At 44.8% G+C, this 17,557-nt stretch carries 16 protein-coding genes and 1 tRNA gene; 2 read left to right on the top strand and 15 right to left on the bottom strand.

All coding sequences use genetic code 11. The features are described 5' to 3' along the window. Positions 1-177 precede the first annotated feature (177 nt). The 5 genes from rplS to ffh all read right to left on the bottom strand — a co-directional run bounded on the left by rplS (position 178) and on the right by ffh (position 3,780). The gene (gene rplS, locus R7H07_RS06625; RefSeq protein WP_005379971.1) at positions 178-531 is read right to left on the bottom strand and encodes a 50S ribosomal protein L19; all 354 of its coding nucleotides are present in this window, start codon (positions 529-531) and stop codon (positions 178-180) included. Between the two features lie 41 nt (positions 532-572). Further along, positions 573-1,334, bottom strand: a complete 762-nt coding sequence (gene trmD / locus R7H07_RS06620; RefSeq protein WP_047102661.1) for a tRNA (guanosine(37)-N1)-methyltransferase TrmD — start codon at positions 1,332-1,334, stop codon at positions 573-575. A gap of 27 nt (positions 1,335-1,361) precedes the next feature. Further along, positions 1,362-1,910: a ribosome maturation factor RimM gene (rimM, locus tag R7H07_RS06615; protein ID WP_005379964.1), complete on the bottom strand. Its 549-nt coding sequence runs from the start codon at positions 1,908-1,910 to the stop codon at positions 1,362-1,364. Positions 1,911-1,939: 29 nt separating this feature from the next. Then, on the bottom strand, positions 1,940-2,188 hold the full coding sequence (rpsP, locus tag R7H07_RS06610) for a 30S ribosomal protein S16 (protein WP_005379962.1): 249 nt from the start codon (positions 2,186-2,188) through the stop codon (positions 1,940-1,942). Between the two features lie 209 nt (positions 2,189-2,397). Next, positions 2,398-3,780, bottom strand: coding sequence for a signal recognition particle protein (gene ffh, locus R7H07_RS06605; protein WP_005385423.1), 1,383 nt, complete (start codon positions 3,778-3,780; stop codon positions 2,398-2,400). A 224-nt stretch (positions 3,781-4,004) separates the two neighbouring features. Here ffh and R7H07_RS06600 point away from each other — a divergent pair, with 224 nt between their 5' ends. Together R7H07_RS06600 and R7H07_RS06595 are read left to right on the top strand one after the other, a co-directional pair. Next, positions 4,005-4,799, top strand: a complete 795-nt coding sequence (locus R7H07_RS06600) for an inner membrane protein YpjD (protein ID WP_005379950.1) — start codon at positions 4,005-4,007, stop codon at positions 4,797-4,799. 124 nt (positions 4,800-4,923) lie between these two features. Next, positions 4,924-6,204, top strand: a complete 1,281-nt coding sequence (locus R7H07_RS06595) for an HlyC/CorC family transporter (protein WP_005379948.1) — start codon at positions 4,924-4,926, stop codon at positions 6,202-6,204. 67 nt (positions 6,205-6,271) lie between these two features. Here R7H07_RS06595 and luxS read toward each other — a convergent pair whose 3' ends face one another. From luxS to R7H07_RS06545, 10 genes are all read right to left on the bottom strand, one after another. Next, the gene (gene luxS / locus R7H07_RS06590) at positions 6,272-6,790 is read right to left on the bottom strand and encodes an S-ribosylhomocysteine lyase (RefSeq protein ID WP_047102662.1); all 519 of its coding nucleotides are present in this window, start codon (positions 6,788-6,790) and stop codon (positions 6,272-6,274) included. Between the two features lie 84 nt (positions 6,791-6,874). Further along, positions 6,875-7,480, bottom strand: a complete 606-nt coding sequence (locus tag R7H07_RS06585; RefSeq protein WP_005379943.1) for a hypothetical protein — start codon at positions 7,478-7,480, stop codon at positions 6,875-6,877. A gap of 23 nt (positions 7,481-7,503) precedes the next feature. Next, positions 7,504-9,072: a glutamate--cysteine ligase gene (gshA, locus tag R7H07_RS06580; RefSeq protein WP_005385430.1), complete on the bottom strand. Its 1,569-nt coding sequence runs from the start codon at positions 9,070-9,072 to the stop codon at positions 7,504-7,506. Positions 9,073-9,228: 156 nt separating this feature from the next. Further along, positions 9,229-12,072, bottom strand: coding sequence for a M16 family metallopeptidase (locus R7H07_RS06575; protein ID WP_206960115.1), 2,844 nt, complete (start codon positions 12,070-12,072; stop codon positions 9,229-9,231). Positions 12,073-12,081: 9 nt separating this feature from the next. Further along, on the bottom strand, positions 12,082-12,543 hold the full coding sequence (locus R7H07_RS06570) for a YqaA family protein (protein WP_005379938.1): 462 nt from the start codon (positions 12,541-12,543) through the stop codon (positions 12,082-12,084). Then, on the bottom strand, positions 12,537-13,487 hold the full coding sequence (locus tag R7H07_RS06565; protein WP_206960117.1) for an NADP-dependent oxidoreductase: 951 nt from the start codon (positions 13,485-13,487) through the stop codon (positions 12,537-12,539). Before R7H07_RS06565 ends, R7H07_RS06570 begins: the two co-directional genes overlap by 7 nt. Positions 13,488-13,610: 123 nt before the next feature. Continuing rightward, positions 13,611-14,741 (bottom strand): sodium ion-translocating decarboxylase subunit beta, encoded by a 1,131-nt coding sequence (locus R7H07_RS06560; protein ID WP_005379935.1) that lies wholly within the window; start codon positions 14,739-14,741, stop codon positions 13,611-13,613. A gap of 9 nt (positions 14,742-14,750) precedes the next feature. Beyond that, positions 14,751-16,535 (bottom strand): sodium-extruding oxaloacetate decarboxylase subunit alpha, encoded by a 1,785-nt coding sequence (gene oadA, locus R7H07_RS06555; protein ID WP_206960119.1) that lies wholly within the window; start codon positions 16,533-16,535, stop codon positions 14,751-14,753. Between the two features lie 31 nt (positions 16,536-16,566). Next, complete coding sequence (locus tag R7H07_RS06550; protein ID WP_005379932.1) at positions 16,567-16,824, bottom strand: oxaloacetate decarboxylase subunit gamma; 258 nt, start codon at positions 16,822-16,824, stop codon at positions 16,567-16,569. Positions 16,825-17,375: 551 nt separating this feature from the next. Continuing rightward, positions 17,376-17,452 (bottom strand) — tRNA-Arg (locus R7H07_RS06545). Between the last annotated feature and the right edge of the window lie 105 nt (positions 17,453-17,557).

The raw sequence follows: 17,557 nt of genomic DNA, 5'->3' as shown, positions 1-17,557 counted from the left end.
AGGAGCCATAGCGACATCAGGAATCTATTCACAGCAAGGCAGAGGCGTGGAGTGTACATCAGTGCATGAGCATCGACAGTTCAGTTCGGGTGAAAAGAAACGAGCAAGCTAATTACACAAATAAAAAAACAGAGCCCTAAAAGGACTCCGTTTAAGATGAGAACGCTAGTTATAGCATTACTTCTTAGCAAGCTTCTCTTTGATACGAGCAGACTTACCAGAACGCTCACGTAGGTAGTACAACTTGGCACGACGTACTGCACCACGGCGTTTAACTTCGATGCTATCAACGATTGGAGAGTGTGTTTGGAACGTACGCTCAACACCTTCACCGTTAGAGATCTTACGTACAGTGAAAGCAGAGTGTAGACCACGGTTACGGATTGCGATTACAACGCCTTCGAAAGCCTGTAGACGCTCACGGTCACCTTCTTTTACCTTAACTTGAACTACAACAGTGTCACCTGGTGCAAATTTAGGTAGGTCTGATTTCATTTGCTCTTCTTCAAGAGCTTTGATGATGTTACTCATTTTTTAAATTCCTAGAATAAACTGATACTAAATAAATTAGGTTACTTTGCGTTATGTCCTTTAATGGCTTTATGCTCATTAACAAACTCAGCAAGTAATTGTTCCTGTTCGTCAGTCAGAGCTAGGTTTTCCAGGAGCTCTGGTCTTCTTAGCCAAGTACGGCCCAACGACTGCTTGAGTCGCCATTGACGAATGTCCTTGTGATTGCCTGACATCAGTACCGCTGGTACCTCTTTGTCATCCAATACTTCTGGACGCGTATAGTGAGGGCAATCTAACAAGCCATTTGCAAAAGAGTCTTCTTCTGCTGACGCGAAATCCCCTAGTACACCCGGAACAAACCGAGAGACAGAGTCGATTAACGTCATGGCTGGTATCTCACCACCCGTCATCACAAAATCACCAATCGACCATTCTTCGTCGACTTCAGATTGAATGATGCGCTCATCTACCCCTTCATAACGACCACAAATCAGAAGCAAGTTCTCATTCGTTGCCAGTTCTTCCACTCCTTTCTGGTCGAGCTTGCGACCTTGAGGAGAAAGGTAGATGACTTTCGTCTTGCCCGGTGAGGCTGCTTTCGCGGTATGAATGGCATCGCGCAAAGGCTGAACCATCATTAACATACCAGGGCCACCACCGTAAGGTCGGTCATCGACTGTGCGATGTTTGTCGTGAGTGAAATCTCTAGGATTCCAAGTCTCAATCGACAAAAGACCTTTTTTAACCGCTTGACCTGTTACTCCAAAATCAGTAACAGAACGGAACATTTCTGGAAAAAGGCTAATAACGCCAACCCACATGTTTATCTCGCTCTGTAATTTTGGAGATTAGAATCCAGGATCCCAGTCAACTTCGATCCGTTGAGCTTCGCGATCAACATTAATGATCACTTGCTCTTCAAGGAACGGGATTAATCGTTCCTTCTGCCCGAAAGCATCTTTAAGATTTGCTTTAACAACCAGAACATCGTTTGAGCCAGTTTCTAGCATGTCAGTAACGACACCTAGATCGTAACCTTTAGTAGTTACAACTTGCATCCCAAACAATTCGCGCCAGTAGAACTCATCTTCTGACAATTCAGGAAGTACCGCAGGGTCAATAGCAATTTCAAAGTTCGTCATTAGATGCGCGTCTTCACGAACATCCATGCCTTCCAGCTTAGCCACCATACCTTTGTTATGGCGCTTCCAGCTTTCTACTTTGTACTCAACCCACTTGCCCTTTTGGTTAATGTACCAAGGGCTGTAATCGAAAATGCTTTCAGCATTGTCTGTGTAGGAAAAAACCTTAAGCCAACCACGAATGCCGTAAGTAGCACCAAACTTGCCTACAACAATCTTTTCGTTGCTCATTGTTTCTTTACCTTTCATCGACATAAACTAGTTTCTACTTTTCAAGTAAAAAATTAAGCCGCTTTTTGAGCGTCTTTAACTAGCTTAGCAACACGGTCAGATACTGACGCGCCTTGACCAACCCAGTGGTTAACGCGGTCTAGGTCTAGACGTAGACCTTCTTCTTGACCTTTAGCAGTTGGGTTGAAGAAACCAACTTTCTCGATGAAACGGCCAGTTGCAGCGTTGCGGCTGTCCGCTACTACGATTTGATAAAATGGACGCTTTTTAGCGCCGTGACGTGCCAAACGAATGGTTACCATGTCGTCCTCTTTGCTTTCTCAAAAATAAAATTAACCCCAAAAACCATTCAAGAAATTAAACAGTTTGGGGTCTCGTGCCAAAATAAAGCTCCGGAATTTTACTCTTCTCCCGGAGCAATGCAAGGAGTTTAGTTACTTTTTCACCAACATAAATTGAATTTAAAGTTTGTGACGTACCTAACACCCTGAATCTATGCGTGATCGATTAATTAACGACCAAATGGGTTGAAGCCACCGCCACCACCCATGCCGCCCATCATGCCTTGCATGTTGCGCATCATGCCTTTCATGCCACCTTTTTGCATCTTTTTCATCATTTTCTGCATTTGGGTGAACTGTTTTAGTAAGCGGTTTACATCTTGAACCTGCACACCAGAACCAGCCGCGATACGCTTCTTGCGCGAGCCCTTGATAATTTCTGGGCGTTGACGTTCTTTCATTGTCATGGAGCTGATGATCGCTTCCATCTGTTTGAACATCTTGTCATCGACTTTATCTTTCACATTGTCTGGTAGCTGGGACATTCCTGGAAGCTTATCCATCATCCCCATCATGCCGCCCATGTTTTGCATCTGGCCTAGCTGTTCACGGAAATCTTCAAGGTCGAAACCTTTCTTCTCTTTGAACTTCTTCGCTAACTTTTCTGCCTTTTCTTGGTCAACGTTGCGTTGTAGGTCTTCAATCAAAGACAGAACGTCACCCATGCCAAGAATACGTGAAGCAACACGATCTGGGTGGAACGGTTCTAGCGCGTCAGTTTTTTCACCGACACCCAAGAATTTGATTGGTTTGCCCGTGACATGGCGTACTGAAAGTGCCGCACCACCACGAGCATCACCATCAACCTTAGTTAGAACTACACCGGTAAGAGGTAGCGCATCGCCAAAGGCTTTTGCTGTATTTGCTGCGTCTTGACCCGTCATGGCGTCAACAACAAATAGCGTTTCTACTGGGTTGATAGCTGCGTGAAGATCTTTGATCTCCCCCATCATCTCTTCATCAATTGCCAAACGACCTGCGGTATCGACAATAAGTACGTCGTAGAATTTTTTCTTCGCATGGTCAATCGCTGCATTGGCGATATCAATAGGCTTTTGGTCTGGTGATGATGGGAAGAAGTCAACACCGATGTCTGATGCCAGTGTTTCAAGCTGCTTGATTGCCGCAGGACGGTAAACGTCGGCAGACACAACCAAAACTTTCTTCTTGTCACGTTCTTTTAGAAGCTTAGATAACTTACCTACCGATGTGGTTTTACCCGCACCTTGTAGACCTGCCATAAGAAGCACAGCAGGTGGTTGAGCGGCAAGGTTTAGCGCCTCATTCGACTCACCCATTACGGCTTCAAGTTCTGTTTGAACGATCTTGATAAATTCCTGACCTGGAGTCAGAGATTTAGAAACTTCTACACCCACCGCTTTTTCTTTAACGCGGTTCACAAATTCACGAACGACCGGAAGCGCAACGTCAGCTTCAAGTAGAGCCATTCGGACTTCACGTAGGGTTTCTTTAATGTTGTCTTCGGTCAGACGACCTTTGCCACTGATATTTTTCAGCGTTTTGGATAATCGATCCGTTAAATTCTCAAACATCTTTGTCTCTTCGCTAAAATGGCGATTAATTAGTGTGAGTATACATTAGCCAAGGTCTGAGTCATACCCGTACCGCTGTCCTATTCTTGTCTCTATTTATATATGGTGCGGTAACTTATTAATTTCAATATCTCATCTCTCACGATTGATGTCGGATATAACGTAGCCCCAAAGTGTAATGCAAGGTATAATTTCTCCATCGTGCACAATAATATTTAGGATTCATGGATAGCTTAATAGCCATCGCGGCCGCCATACTTTATGTCTTGGCGATTGCGACCATCATACCCGGACTCTCACAACAGTCAGGAATCAAAGCAAAAACAGTGTTTGCTAGTGCTGCCTGTGCGCTTGTTTTTCATGCGTGGATTTTGAGTGATCTGATTTTTGATGGTTCAGGTCAAAACCTGAGTATTCTCAACGTGGCTTCTTTGATCAGTTTTATCATTTCTCTGGTCATGAGCCTTGCTATGTTGAAAAACCGACTGTGGTTTTTATTGCCAGTCGTTTATAGCTTTGCTGCCATCAATTTATCTGCTGCCACATTTTTGCCAAGCACGTTTATAAAGCACCTAGAGAATGACCCTAAGCTACTCATTCATATTTCATTTGCGCTCTTCTCATACGCGACTTTAACTATCGGGGCACTCTATGCGCTTCAGTTGGCTTGGCTGGATCACAAACTGAAAGCAAAAAAATCTTTGGCGATTAACCCAAACCTGCCGCCTCTATTAATGGTGGAGCGTCAACTCTTCAAAATTATTTTGATCGGTAACTTATTGTTAACTGCCACGCTCATTACTGGCTTTGTCTTTGTGCAGGATATGTTTGCCCAAGGTAAGGCACATAAGGGCATTCTTTCTTTCATCGCTTGGGTGGTGTACTCAATACTGCTTTGGGGTCACTATCAAAAAGGCTGGCGTGGTAGAAAAGTCACATGGTTCGCTGTTGCAGGAGCAACACTGTTAACTCTGGCATATTTTGGCAGTCGCTTTGTAAAAGAAATCATCTTGAATTAAGGAGCTCTAGGGCTCCTATCCTTTATATTTTAGGCTAGATAAAATACAGTACGCCTTAACTCTTTGACTTAACGGACTTACTCAACCGTTATATAACCCAATACTTACAAGGAACAGCAACGTTTTGGACGACATCTCTACGGGTATCTTGTTTGCGCTACTCGCGTGTCTTATCGTCATATCAGGTTACTTTTCCGGTTCAGAAACAGGGATGATGTCTCTGAATCGTTATCGCTTAAAACACTTAGCCAAAAACGGGCATAAGGGTGCTAAGCGAGTCGAAAGACTATTAGACCGTCCAGATCGTTTGATTGGTCTTATTCTTATCGGCAACAACCTCGTTAATATTCTCGCGTCCGCGATCGCGACCATTATTGGTATGCGTTTGTATGGTGATTTAGGTGTCGCTATCGCAACCGGTGCACTAACTATGGTTGTATTGGTTTTTGCCGAGGTTACCCCTAAAACAATTGCAGCGCTTTACCCTGAACGTGTGTCCTACGCGAGCAGTATATTATTGACCATACTGATGAAGTTACTGTCGCCTTTAGTGATGCTTGTTAACTTTATTACGAATGGCTTTATCCGCTTACTTGGTGTAAGAGCGGATCACTCAGCAGAAGATCATCTTAGCTCCGATGAGCTGCGTACGGTGGTAAATGAAGCTGGCGGTTTGATCCCTCGCCGACACCAAGACATGCTAGTGTCTATTTTAGATCTTGAGCACGTCACCGTGAACGACATTATGGTCCCACGCAATGAAATTACCGGTATTGATATTAACGACGACTGGAAATCCATTGTTCGCCAGCTAACACACTCACCACATGGGCGCATAGTTTTCTATCGTGACCAAATTGATGAAGTGGTTGGCATGCTGCGCTTGCGTGAAGCTTATCGTCTGATGTTGGAAAAGAACGAATTCAACAAAGAAACGCTATTACGTGCTGCTGATGAGGTCTATTACATCCCAGAAGGCACACCACTGAACGTGCAAATGTTAAAATTCCAACGTAACAAGCAACGTATCGGTCTGATCGTGGATGAGTACGGTGATATCATCGGTCTAATCACTCTTGAAGATATTCTGGAAGAGATCATTGGTGAGTTCACGACGTCCATTTCTCCAAGCCTCTCTGATGAAATCAGTCCTCAAGGTGACGGAAGCTTTCTTATTGAAGGCAGCACCAATATCCGAGATATCAACAAAGGCCTGAAATGGGATTTACCAACGGATGGCCCGAGAACGCTAAACGGGCTCATTTTAGAACACTTGGAAGATATTCCTGAGAGCCATCTAAGTGTGAGAGTAGCGGGTCACCCAATGGAACTTGTTGAGATTGAAGAGAACCGAATCAAGCTCGTTCGTGTTTATCCGAAGAAGAAAAAATCGACATCCAAATAACCAAAAGAAAAGCCTGACTCATGTCAGGCTTTTTACTTATTGGGGCAATATGCTTCTTAATGAGCACCTAGTCGATGCGCAACTCTTTTAACATCGACTCAGGCAAAGCAAGTTCATCATTTTTGTTCACCGAAACACCAGCATCCAAAATGTTCTTTGCGATCTGTTGTGCTTCTTTTAAAGAGTGCATTGCTGCCGTGCCGCATTGGTATTCGTTAAGTTCAGGGATCCTATTCTGACTTTCTACCTTCAGCACATCTTCCATTGCTGCAATCCAAGCATCTGCGACTTGCTGCTCTGATGGTGTGCCAATCAGGCTCATGTAAAAACCTGTGCGGCAACCCATAGGCGAAATATCGATGATCTCAACAGAATCACCGTTTAGGTGATTACGCATAAAGCCTGCATAAAGGTGCTCTAGGGTGTGAATACCTTTTTCAGAAAGAATGTCTTTGTTTGGCGCAGTAAAGCGTAAGTCGAAAACAGTAATCGTATCCCCTTTTGGGGTCTGCATGGTTTTCGCCACTCGCACTGCCGGTGCATTCATACGAGTGTGGTCCACGGTAAAACTATCGAGTAAAGGCATTACATCTCTCCTGATTGTAACTCCAGTACCTTTCGGTAATGGATAAATGTCATTCATCCCTACAGCACATGAACTGACTGTGGGCTAAAAGAACCAGCTGCTGTTGTCTTCTAATTCCTGACGACATTGCTTCAGCTGCCAGCCATAAGTTTTCGCTGTTTGTTCAACACGTCGAGCGACTTTGATTAAACTAGGCTTTCGATTATAAGTACCTCGTTTATACCCACCTCGCCCTTCATGATAAGCCAGATACTGGTTATAGGGATCCCATAATGAAATCCCTAGCTGACGCCGTGTTTCATGAGTATACCAACCGACAAACATCATAGAATCATCGAAGTTGGTACGAGAGCCACCCTGACCTGTGGCATCTTGGAAGTCTTCCCAAGCAGGGTCTTGAGCTTGAGCGTAACCATACGCACTGCTGACTCGTCCCCAAGGAATAAACCCTAGCAAATAATCTTTAGGTGGTTTTGCATCGTGCCGAAAGCTGCTTTCTTGTTTAATGATGGCCATAGCGACATGAATAGGGGTCCCCCATTCATCTTCCATATCTTTGGCATCATCGTACCAACCGGATTTCTCTCGGAATATCTCGCATAAGTTATTCTGCTGCTTTGGCGGTGCCGTAGCACAACCTGCAAGTAGCACGCTTCCAAGTACCGCTACTACTGACGACTTAATGTTCAACCGCACCAATCCTTAGTTAGTCATTACTGCTTCAGGTAAGCAAAGTAATCTTCCAAAAAATCATCAAAAGAAAGCGTGTCACTCTGCTCTGCTTGCTTTTGTTTTTCCACGGACGACGCTACTTCCGTTTCCATCGTATCTTGTGAGTAGTACTGATAACCGTGAGCTAGGTTTTCATCACGGTACTTCATACCAAGAGTACAACCAACTTTACCTAGCCCACCCAGCTCTTTCGTTAGCTCTAATAGTTGACCAGAGATCGTTAGTTCTGGGTTATCAATCCATGTCTCGAGTTGATTACACACATCTTGGTATGCACTGCCACCAGCGGTCATATCCATTTGCTGTGCTATTTGACGTAACTCGACGAAAACTCGGTGTGCCCAATCTTGTAGAGATAGACGTTCACCTTGACAACCAATTTGCAGCATTAGACCTTTTTCACGGCCAGAAACAATGACTTTATTCCAGTTATCGCGCCAACACTCTAATTCACAGTTATCCATAGGGTCTGAGTCTGACAAGGCCGCCCAGGTAAGGAAGAGATCCAAGAATCGTACTTGCTCTTCATTTAAGCCCACTGCGCTGAATGGGTTAACATCTAGAGAACGAACTTCAATGTATTCGACACCACCGCGTCGTAACGCATCTGAAGGCTTCTCACCACTTTTCGATACACGTTTTGGACGAATCGGAGCGTACAGTTCATTCTCAATTTGTAAGATATTGGAATTAAGCTGGCGGTATTCACCATCCACTTTTACCCCAATTTTCGCAAACTCTTCTGATGGGTGGCGAATCGCATCACTCAAACCATCGAGGTATTGGTCAATGCTGTTAAAACCAATTTTCAGCACACTTTGCGCACTATTGGTATAGCCAAGATCGCTCAAACGCAAAGACGTCGACTTCGGCAAATATAATGTCCCGCCAATCTTCTCGAATGGCAGATCGGTTTCACGACCTTGAATAAAAGAGCCACATAACGCTGGTGATGCACCAAAGAAGTAGGGAATCATCCAGCCAAAGCGGTAGTAATTACGGATCAACGCAAAGTACGCATCAGACTTAGCATCTTGGCGGGCTTGTTCATCTTGCTCGCCATAGAGCGCATCCCAAAATGTTTCAGGAAACGAGAAGTTAAAATGGACACCTGAAATAATTTGCATCAGGCTGCCATAGCGACGCTTTAGGCCTTCTCGGTACAGCGTTTTCATTTTCGCTGCATTCGAAGAGCCATACTGGGCTAACTGAATATCATCCTCTGAGCCTACGTAGCAAGGCATTGATAGTGGCCACATTTTCTCTTCACCCATTTTGGTTTGAGTGAAATGATGGATATCTTTCAGCTGTGCCATCAGTTCTGGAATTTCATGTGACACAGGCGTAATGAACTCTAACAATGATTCCGAAAAATCCGTTGTGATCCATTGATTTGTGAACGCAGAGCCTAACCCTTCAGGATGAGGAGTTGTAGCTAGATGTCCATCCTGACGATAGCGCAAAGTTTCTCGCTCAACACCGCGTCCAAACTGCTTAAATACTTCGGGGTTTGATGCAACTTTTTTTAGTCGCGCAGCAAAATCAGTCAAAATGAGGTTCGCTTATATTGGGAGCAGGACACTTGTTACATAACACAAGTGTAAGCTAAGTTATTGATAGTTAATGCATCTAGATAAATAACCCACGAAAAGTTGCTTATCTAGATGAATAGCGGAGAAACGTTTCTCCGCTATTAAATGTGTACTCTATCGAATGATTTCAAGCTCTTCTACGTCTTTCCCCAACTTTTCTAATTGAGGACGCAACGATTTAGCATCACCAACGACGATAATTTGATAGTCATTTGGATCAAACCATTTCTGAGCCAGCGCATTCAACGTCTGCTTATCGACTTTTTCTACGATAGCGTTTCTTTGCTGCAAGTAATCATGATCGAGGTTGTACTTAAGAATATCACTGATGAGCTCCGCTTTTTGTGTTGGCGTTTCATATTTCAGTGCATCTTTTTGACCGACCGCTTGACGCATAAATTTCATCTCTTCATCAGTAATACCTGACTGCGAGTATTCATTTAGCTCATTTTCCATCTCAATGATCGAAGCAACCGTTGCATCCGCTCGTACTTGCGCGGTGAAAACCACCGAGCCTGTTTCTGGATTACCAGAGAAGTAGCCGTAAGCACCGTATGTGTAACCCTTGTCTTCACGTAGATTTTGGTTAATGCGGCTATTGAAGTTCCCAGCTAAGTTGAAGTTTGCCAGTTGGCTTAGGTAAAAATCTCCCGTTGCGTCGTAAGGCATACCTTGACGAACCATCATGACCACACTTTGCGGCGCTCCTGGTTTATCAACAAGATGGATCTTTTGCTCACCTAATGCAGCAATGCTTTGCGGTGCATACAATGGCGCAGCTTCATCTTGCCAGTTTTTCCAGAACGTCAGTTGCTGCTCAATTTCCTGTTTATTGATGTCACCAACAACGACGATTTGCGCACTTTGTGGCGTGTAATGCTTCGAATAGAATTCACGGACATCATCCAACGTTAATGCACTGACACCTGCTTGCGTGCCTTCTTTTGGTCGAGCAAAAACCGAATCCCCATAGAGCACCTGACGACTCGCTTGTGACGCCATCCAACTTGGATTTTGGTGCTCATATACCAGGCCTTCTAGCGCTTGCATTTTTACACGCTCGAAATCATCTTGATTAAATGCAGGAGACAGCAACATCTCTTCGACAATTTTTAACGTCGGCTCTAAGTTCTTTTCTAGAGCAGAAACACTGATGTTTGTTGTATAACCTGTGGCATTAACAGAGATAACACTACCTAGTTTATCAAGCTCAGCTTGAATCTCTTCGACACTGCGTTTCGTTGTACCTTCTTGCAACATCGCAGCGGTCAATTGGGCAAGACCTTCTTTACCCTTTTCAACAAAACGTGTCCCTGCAGGTAAACTAAATTGCATCATCACCGTCGGCGTTTCATCGCTAACTGCACCAAGCAGCTCTGAGCCATTCTTGAAATGTAACTCGTACAGCTCTGGCATCGTCGCTTTCACTGGTTCTCCTACTGGCGGTTGCACTGAGCGATCGAAGTTATCGGTCGCACGACGATACGCCAATTGGTCATCGGAAATCTTCTCATATTCTGGCAGCGTACGCTTTGGTGTCACAAAGGTCGCAGGTTTTACGACAAGGTCTGTTTTTCCTTTTGGGACCACGCTTAGGGTCACTTTGTTCTTACCTTGGATAAAGTCCGTATACGCTTTTTCTACCGAAGTCGGCGTAACTGCACGGATTTGTTCAAGCTGTTGCTCAAGACGATCAGGATCGCCGAAAAATGTCTCGTTGGAAGCCAACTGAGTCACTTTACCTTTAACGCTTTCTAGCGCAAAAATAGCATCCGCTTCCGCTTTACCCTTCAACTGCTCAAGGCGATCTTTTGTCACGCCTTTTTCCGCAAACTGATTCAGTGATTGTAAAAGCTCGTCGTACAGTTTTGATAGGTCGCCTTTGTCTCCAGAATCACCCATTGCGTAAACGTAAAAGTTACACGCCAGTTCAGCACAATCATGGAATGAACCAGCATCGACCGCTTTTTGAGTCTTCACTAGGTCTTGATAGAGCACGCTGTTGGTACCGCCACCCAATACTTCTGATAATGTATCGAGAGACGCTTGGCTTTCTTCGCCATTGTAGGTTGTTGGCCACGCGATCATCACCATAGGTTGTTGAATACGATCTTCTAGAGTGATGTATTTATCTTCTTGCAGTTTTGCAGGTTGTTTCGGCGCATTTTCAACCTCAGGACCACGAGGAATCGAACCGAAGTACTTATTTACCCACTCTAGAGTTTGTTCAACGTCTAAGTCACCACCGATCGTGATAGTCGCATTGTTTGGGCCATACCAACGCAAGAAAAACGCTTTGAGGTCGTTCACATCAACACGATCAAGATCTTCAACATAACCAATGGTTTGCCACGAATACGGATGACCTTCAGGATATAGCGCTTCGGACATGCGCTCCCAAATTAAGCCATAAGGACGATTATCGTAACGCTGAGCTCGCTCATTTTTTACAGTCGAACGCTGAATTTCAAATTTGCGTTGAGAAACCGCATCCAACAAAAAGCCCATACGGTCAGACTCTAACCACAGCATTTTCTCGAGCTGGTTAGCAGGGACAGTTTCAAAGTAGTTAGTACGATCGCGGTTTGTAGTACCATTTAATGTGCCGCCAGCCTCCGTGATGATTTTGAAGTGCTCTTGGTCACCAACGTTCTCTGAACCTTGGAACATCATGTGCTCAAAGAAATGCGCAAAACCAGACTTACCCACTTCTTCACGAGCCGAACCAACATGGTAAGTCACATCCACATGGACCAATGGGTCAGAATCTTCAGGAGCTAAGATCACCGTTAAACCATTATCGAGTTTATACTTTTGGTATGGAATCTTAACTTTGCCTTCTTCAGCTTTCGATGACTCAACGAAAGTTACCCCTTTCGGCAGTGATGAAACTGGCGTATTTGATGCACAGCCCGTGATCACCAACAGTGAACACGCGCCAACCCAAAACATCTTCATGTACTTTCCTTAAAATAATCCGAGATAGATGGCCGCAAGTAAGCTATACCTAGCAGCCTTTCCTAAAAATATTAAAATCACGCAAGGCAGAAACTTCATTCTTAGCCACCCTGCGGCTAAACACAGCGGGTCTCCTATTACAGGTAACCAGCTAAAAAATAACCCCCAATAGCCATACTTAGAGAGCCACTTTAATGCGGTATGACCGTGCTTTTCCTCTTGTGCTTTGTTGGGAATCCACAAGCCAAGCCAATAATTTGTTAAGCCACCAAGCGTATTACCGATAGTAGCGACCATAACAATTGAAGAAACGGAGTATTGATTTAATGAGAGAGTGGCAACTAAGCCCGCTTCAGAACCACCAGGCAACAACGTGGCACTGAGAAAACCGGTCATGAAAAGCACCCATAATGCTGAATCTGAAAACCAAAGCGCTAAACTTTCAAAACTCGTGTTAAATGCTTCTAGCATGTCATATCAAGCAACACCTTGCCTCTGGTTCTTCCTGATTCGACCTGCTGGTGAGCACCAATGACATCACTCATAGGATAAACCTGTTGAATTTCAGTCTTCAGTAAGCCAACGCCGACCATGTACAACAAGGTATCTAACTGCGCAGGGTCTGGTTCAACCAACATGCCACTAGCCTCAAAGCCTAGGAGTTTGGCTTTTTCACAAATCAGCTCAGCAGTTATGGTTGGAACGGTGATGACTCTCGCATTATCTTTCAGGCATTTAAGCGCATCTAACGCAGCATCTCCGCCTACTAAATCAATCAAAACATCAACATCTTCAACACGTTCTGACACTGGTGCAAATTGATAGTTCACTGCATGAGCACCGAGCGTCGCAAGGTAATCTAGATTTCGTTCGCTGCAGGTGGTAAAGACTTCCGCTTTCGTCGCGATCGCAATTTGTACCGCGAGGTGTCCAACACCACCGGCTCCAGCGAGGATAAGTACGCGATCGTTTTCCGTCACATTAGCCTTACTGAGAGCTTGTGCCGCAGTTTGTCCCGCCAACGGTAATGCAGCAGCTGCCTCTAAAGTGACAGAGCTAGGAACATGACTTAACTCAGTTTCTGGAACACATATGTATTGACTGTAACCACCGCCTCGAACTGGGAAACCAATAAATCCAGCCACCTCATCACCGTCATTAAAACGTGACGCCCCCTCTCCACAAGACATCACTTTTCCTGAGATGTCGTAACCTGGCACCCAAGGTAAATTGTCCTTATTCTGCGCTGCCGCCCAACCGAGCCCAGCTCGAGTTTTGACATCAATAGGATTTACGCCTGAAAAAGCGACTTTTACTAAGACTTCACCAGGCTGTGGTGATGGTGTAGAAGCATGTTGAATCGCGAGTACGTTGGCATCACCAAACTCAGTGATAACGATCTGTTTGTGTTCCATAAACCATTCCCTGCAAGAAAACAAAAAGGGATGCGAAAGCATCCCTTTGACTATAAACCATTTTGTTAACCTAAGTTAATCGTGATTTTGTAAATTGGTTGATCATTCCATTTTCAATAATGTCTAACCAACAAGTGCTAACAATATACCAGCCGCAACGGCTGAACCCAGCACACCAGCAACGTTTGGTCCCATCGCATGCATTAACAAAAAGTTTTGCGGGTTAGCTTGTAAACCAACTTTGTTTACGACTCGCGCGGCCATTGGTACCGCAGAAACGCCAGCCGCACCAATAAGTGGGTTGATGTCTTCTTTCGAGAACTTGTTAAGCAGTTTCGCCATCAGAACGCCCGCACCAGTACCGATACTAAATGCAACTGCACCTAACCCCAAGATACCTAACGTTTCTAGGTTCAAGAACTGCTCAGCTTGCAGCTTAGAACCAACACCAAGACCTAAAAAGATAGTCACTATGTTGATCAATTCATTTTGAGCAGTTTTCGATAAACGATCGACCACACCAGCTTCACGCATCAAGTTACCCAAACAGAACATACCAACCAATGGCGTAGCTGAAGGTAAGAACAGAATCGTCATCAGTAATACGGCAAGCGGGAAGATGACTTTCTCCCATTTACCAACATGACGAAGCTGAGCCATCTTAATTTGACGTTCTTCCTTGGTTGTCAGTGCTTTCATGATTGGTGGCTGGATGATCGGCACCAATGCCATATAGCTGTATGCCGCGACTGCAATCGCACCTAGCAGATCTGGAGAGAGCTTACTCGCTAAGAAAATCGCTGTCGGCCCATCAGCACCACCGATGATCGCGATAGACGAAGCATCTGCCATGGAGAACTCCATGCCAGGTACATAGTTGAGCAAAATAGCGCCAAACAGTGTTGCAAAAATACCAAACTGCGCAGCCGCACCTAACCACAACGTTTTTGGGTTTGCGATCAAAGCACCAAAGTCGGTCATCGCGCCCACACCCATGAAGATCAATAGCGGGAACACACCCGATTCAATCCCAATGTAGTAAACGTAGTAGAGCAAGCCACCAGGCTCAGTAAAGCCAGCATTTGGAATATTCGCCAAAATAGCACCGAAACCAATCGGCAATAACAGTAAAGGTTCAAATCCTTTTTTAATTGCCAAAAACAGCAAAGTACAACCAACCAGCATCATACAGATTTGGCCGAACTCGAAGTTAGCGATCCCTGTTTCTGCCCAAAGGGTTAACAATCCGTCCATGATACTCCCTTACGCCAGGCTCAACAGAGGCGCACCTACTGTGACAGCATCGCCTTCTTTAACGTTCAGCTCTTGAACCACACCACCACGCGCCGCTCGTACTTCAGTTTCCATTTTCATCGCTTCAAGGATGAGCAATACATCGCCTTCAGCTACCTCAGCACCAGGCTGAACATTCACTTTGAAGATGTTACCTGCAAGAGGAGCAGGTACCGCTTCTGCTGAAGCATTAGAAGGTGCGCTAGGTGTAGCCGATTTTGCCGGTGCATTAGAAGGAGCAACAGATGTCAGTTCACCTTGAGGGCCAACTTCCACCTCATACACCTGCCCGTCAACACGTACACTATAAGTTTCTACACCACCAGTTGCCGGTTGAGCTACAGGTACAGCAGGCTTCGCAGCTTCTAGCATTGGTGCAGGCTCAAATGCTTCTGGGTTTTCACGATTCTTAAGGAACTTAAGCCCAACTTGAGGGAAAAGTGCATAAGTGAGTACGTCATCAACACGCTCACTTGCTAGCTTAATGCCTTCTGATTTCGCTTTCTCCATCAGATCAACCGTAAGCGTCTCCATTTCAGGCTCAAGTAAATCGGCAGGACGACAGGTAATTGGCTCTTTACCATCAAGCACTTTCGCTTGCAGTTCTGCATTTAACTCGGCTGGCGCTTGACCGTACTCACCTTTCAATAGGCCAGCGGTTTCCTTGGTAATACTCTTATAGCGCTCGCCAGTAAGAACGTTAATCACCGCTTGCGTACCGACGATCTGTGAAGTTGGAGTCACCAATGGAATGAAACCAAGATCTTCACGTACACGAGGGATCTCTTCTAATACTTCATCAATGCGATCCGCAGCGCCCTGCTCTTTCAACTGGCCTTCCATATTGGTCAGCATACCACCAGGCACTTGAGCAATCAGGATGCGTGAATCGACTCCTTTTAACTGGCCTTCCCACTTCGCATACTTCTTACGTACCTCACGGAAATATGCGGCGATAGGTTCCAGTTGCTCGAGTTTTAAATTGGTATCTCGCTCGGTGCCTTCTAGCATAGCGACTACCGTTTCAGTCGGTGTATGACCGTAAGTACAACTCATTGAAGAAATCGCAGTATCGAGAATATCAATACCCGCTTCCACTGCTTTTACCGCTGTTGCTGTAGACAGCCCCGTTGTTGCATGACAATGAAGTGCCAATGGCACATCACAAGACGCTTTGATACGCGTGATAAGCTCTTCCGCTTCATAAGGCTTAAGTAAGCCAGACATATCTTTAATACACAGCGAGTGACAACCTAAATCCTCTAGGCGTTTTGCCAAGTCAACCCAAGTGTCTGCGTTATGCACTGGGCTCGTAGTGTAAGACAACGTACCTTGAGCATGCGCACCAACATCAACCGTTGCTTTAACGGCTTTCTGGAAGTTTCGCACGTCATTCATTGCATCAAAAATACGGAATACATCCATGCCGTTAGCATGCGCGCGTTCAACAAACTTCTCTACTACGTCGTCGGCATAATGGCGGTATCCTAAAAGGTTTTGACCACGCAGTAGCATTTGCATTGGTGTATTAGGCATCGCTTTTTTTAGTTCACGTAAACGCTCCCAAGGGTCTTCTCCTAAGAATCGAATACAAGAATCAAATGTTGCACCACCCCAAGTCTCTAGAGACCAGTAACCAACCTTATCCAACTCAGCTGCGATAGGCAGCATATCCTCAATACGCATACGCGTAGCAAATAGTGATTGATGGGCATCACGAAGGACCACATCAGTAATAGCTAGTGGTTTAGACATGCTCTTAAACTCCTTTTTAATCCTAGTTCGGCTACTTCGCGAATGAGGCGCGATGTTTATGAATCGCAGCCGAGATCGCCGCCACTACTTGTGGACTAACAGCTGAAGAGGTTGATTGAATATTAGTGTTTGTTTTTGGTGCTGCGATCGGCTCTGGTACTTCTTCTGGTACCAATTTCGACATTAACCGAACGAGATAAACAAGAATAGTGAGGAAAATAAATACGACCGCCATCCCCGTTAGCATCAGGGTGGCCGCATCTACTAGCAGGCTTCCTATATTAGTCATGTTGCTTCCTTTCTTTGTCATCCTGACAACGTGCAGGACTTTAATAGTGTCAAATCCCGACCCATGGATTATCTCGATTGGTTAAATTTTGTCAATTTTGTTTAAGGAAGGTTTGTAGTAATCCTGATAAATGATTATTTATTCACTACCCAGATCACAGTTCATGACAAAATAATCACTTCAAATCGCTATCACCTTACGAACAGAGTAAAGGAGGACATAAATAAAAACTGCGATTTAGATTTCAAAATCAAATCGGGACTCACGCAGTAAAAACCAACAAAAACAAAAAGATGAACAAAATTAACAATCAACAAACAAATAACAAACAAAGTGACTACATGAGAGTAATTGAAATGAAAAATGGAAGTCAGTGTATAGGAGGGATAATCAGGATGATTCACACGATGCGACAGAAGCTTGATAGCAAATTGCTTAGATACGCACATATTCGCTTTTAAAAAGAGGAACATAGGCTCTAGTGATCCTACGCCATATTCCAGATGTCTAGATACAAAAAAGCCTCGCAATTGCGAGGCTGTTTCAGTAAGTGGCGCGTCCTGGAGGATTCGAACCTCCGACCGCCTGGTTCGTAGCCAGGTACTCTATCCAGCTGAGCTAAGGACGCGCAGTTTTCGATATCGACTTTCATCAATATCAGGGCATTACCCTTTAATAAGTGGCGCGTCCTGGAGGATTCGAACCTCCGACCGCCTGGTTCGTAGCCAGGTAC

The sequence above is a fragment of the Vibrio sp. Vb1127 genome (genome assembly GCF_033338735.1).
GTDB classification, from domain to species: domain Bacteria; phylum Pseudomonadota; class Gammaproteobacteria; order Enterobacterales; family Vibrionaceae; genus Vibrio; species Vibrio alginolyticus.
This window is presented reverse-complemented; position numbering and strand designations above follow the sequence as displayed.

Excerpts from the sequence above, each read along its gene's own strand:
- R7H07_RS06550 (WP_005379932.1), bottom strand. The coding sequence starts at position 16,824 with ATGACTAATATAGGAAGCCTGCTAGTAGATGCGGCCACCCTGATGCTA.
- luxS (WP_047102662.1), bottom strand. The coding sequence starts at position 6,790 with ATGCCTTTACTCGATAGTTTTACCGTGGACCACACTCGTATGAATGCA.
- R7H07_RS06575 (WP_206960115.1), bottom strand. The coding sequence starts at position 12,072 with ATGAAGATGTTTTGGGTTGGCGCGTGTTCACTGTTGGTGATCACGGGC.
- R7H07_RS06560 (WP_005379935.1), bottom strand. The coding sequence starts at position 14,741 with ATGGACGGATTGTTAACCCTTTGGGCAGAAACAGGGATCGCTAACTTC.
- R7H07_RS06565 (WP_206960117.1), bottom strand. The coding sequence starts at position 13,487 with ATGGAACACAAACAGATCGTTATCACTGAGTTTGGTGATGCCAACGTA.
- R7H07_RS06600 (WP_005379950.1), top strand. The coding sequence starts at position 4,005 with ATGGATAGCTTAATAGCCATCGCGGCCGCCATACTTTATGTCTTGGCG.
- oadA (WP_206960119.1), bottom strand. The coding sequence starts at position 16,535 with ATGTCTAAACCACTAGCTATTACTGATGTGGTCCTTCGTGATGCCCAT.
- rimM (WP_005379964.1), bottom strand. The coding sequence starts at position 1,910 with ATGTCGATGAAAGGTAAAGAAACAATGAGCAACGAAAAGATTGTTGTA.
- R7H07_RS06570 (WP_005379938.1), bottom strand. The coding sequence starts at position 12,543 with ATGCTAGAAGCATTTAACACGAGTTTTGAAAGTTTAGCGCTTTGGTTT.
- rplS (WP_005379971.1), bottom strand. The coding sequence starts at position 531 with ATGAGTAACATCATCAAAGCTCTTGAAGAAGAGCAAATGAAATCAGAC.
- ffh (WP_005385423.1), bottom strand. The coding sequence starts at position 3,780 with ATGTTTGAGAATTTAACGGATCGATTATCCAAAACGCTGAAAAATATC.
- rpsP (WP_005379962.1), bottom strand. The coding sequence starts at position 2,188 with ATGGTAACCATTCGTTTGGCACGTCACGGCGCTAAAAAGCGTCCATTT.
- trmD (WP_047102661.1), bottom strand. The coding sequence starts at position 1,334 with ATGTGGGTTGGCGTTATTAGCCTTTTTCCAGAAATGTTCCGTTCTGTT.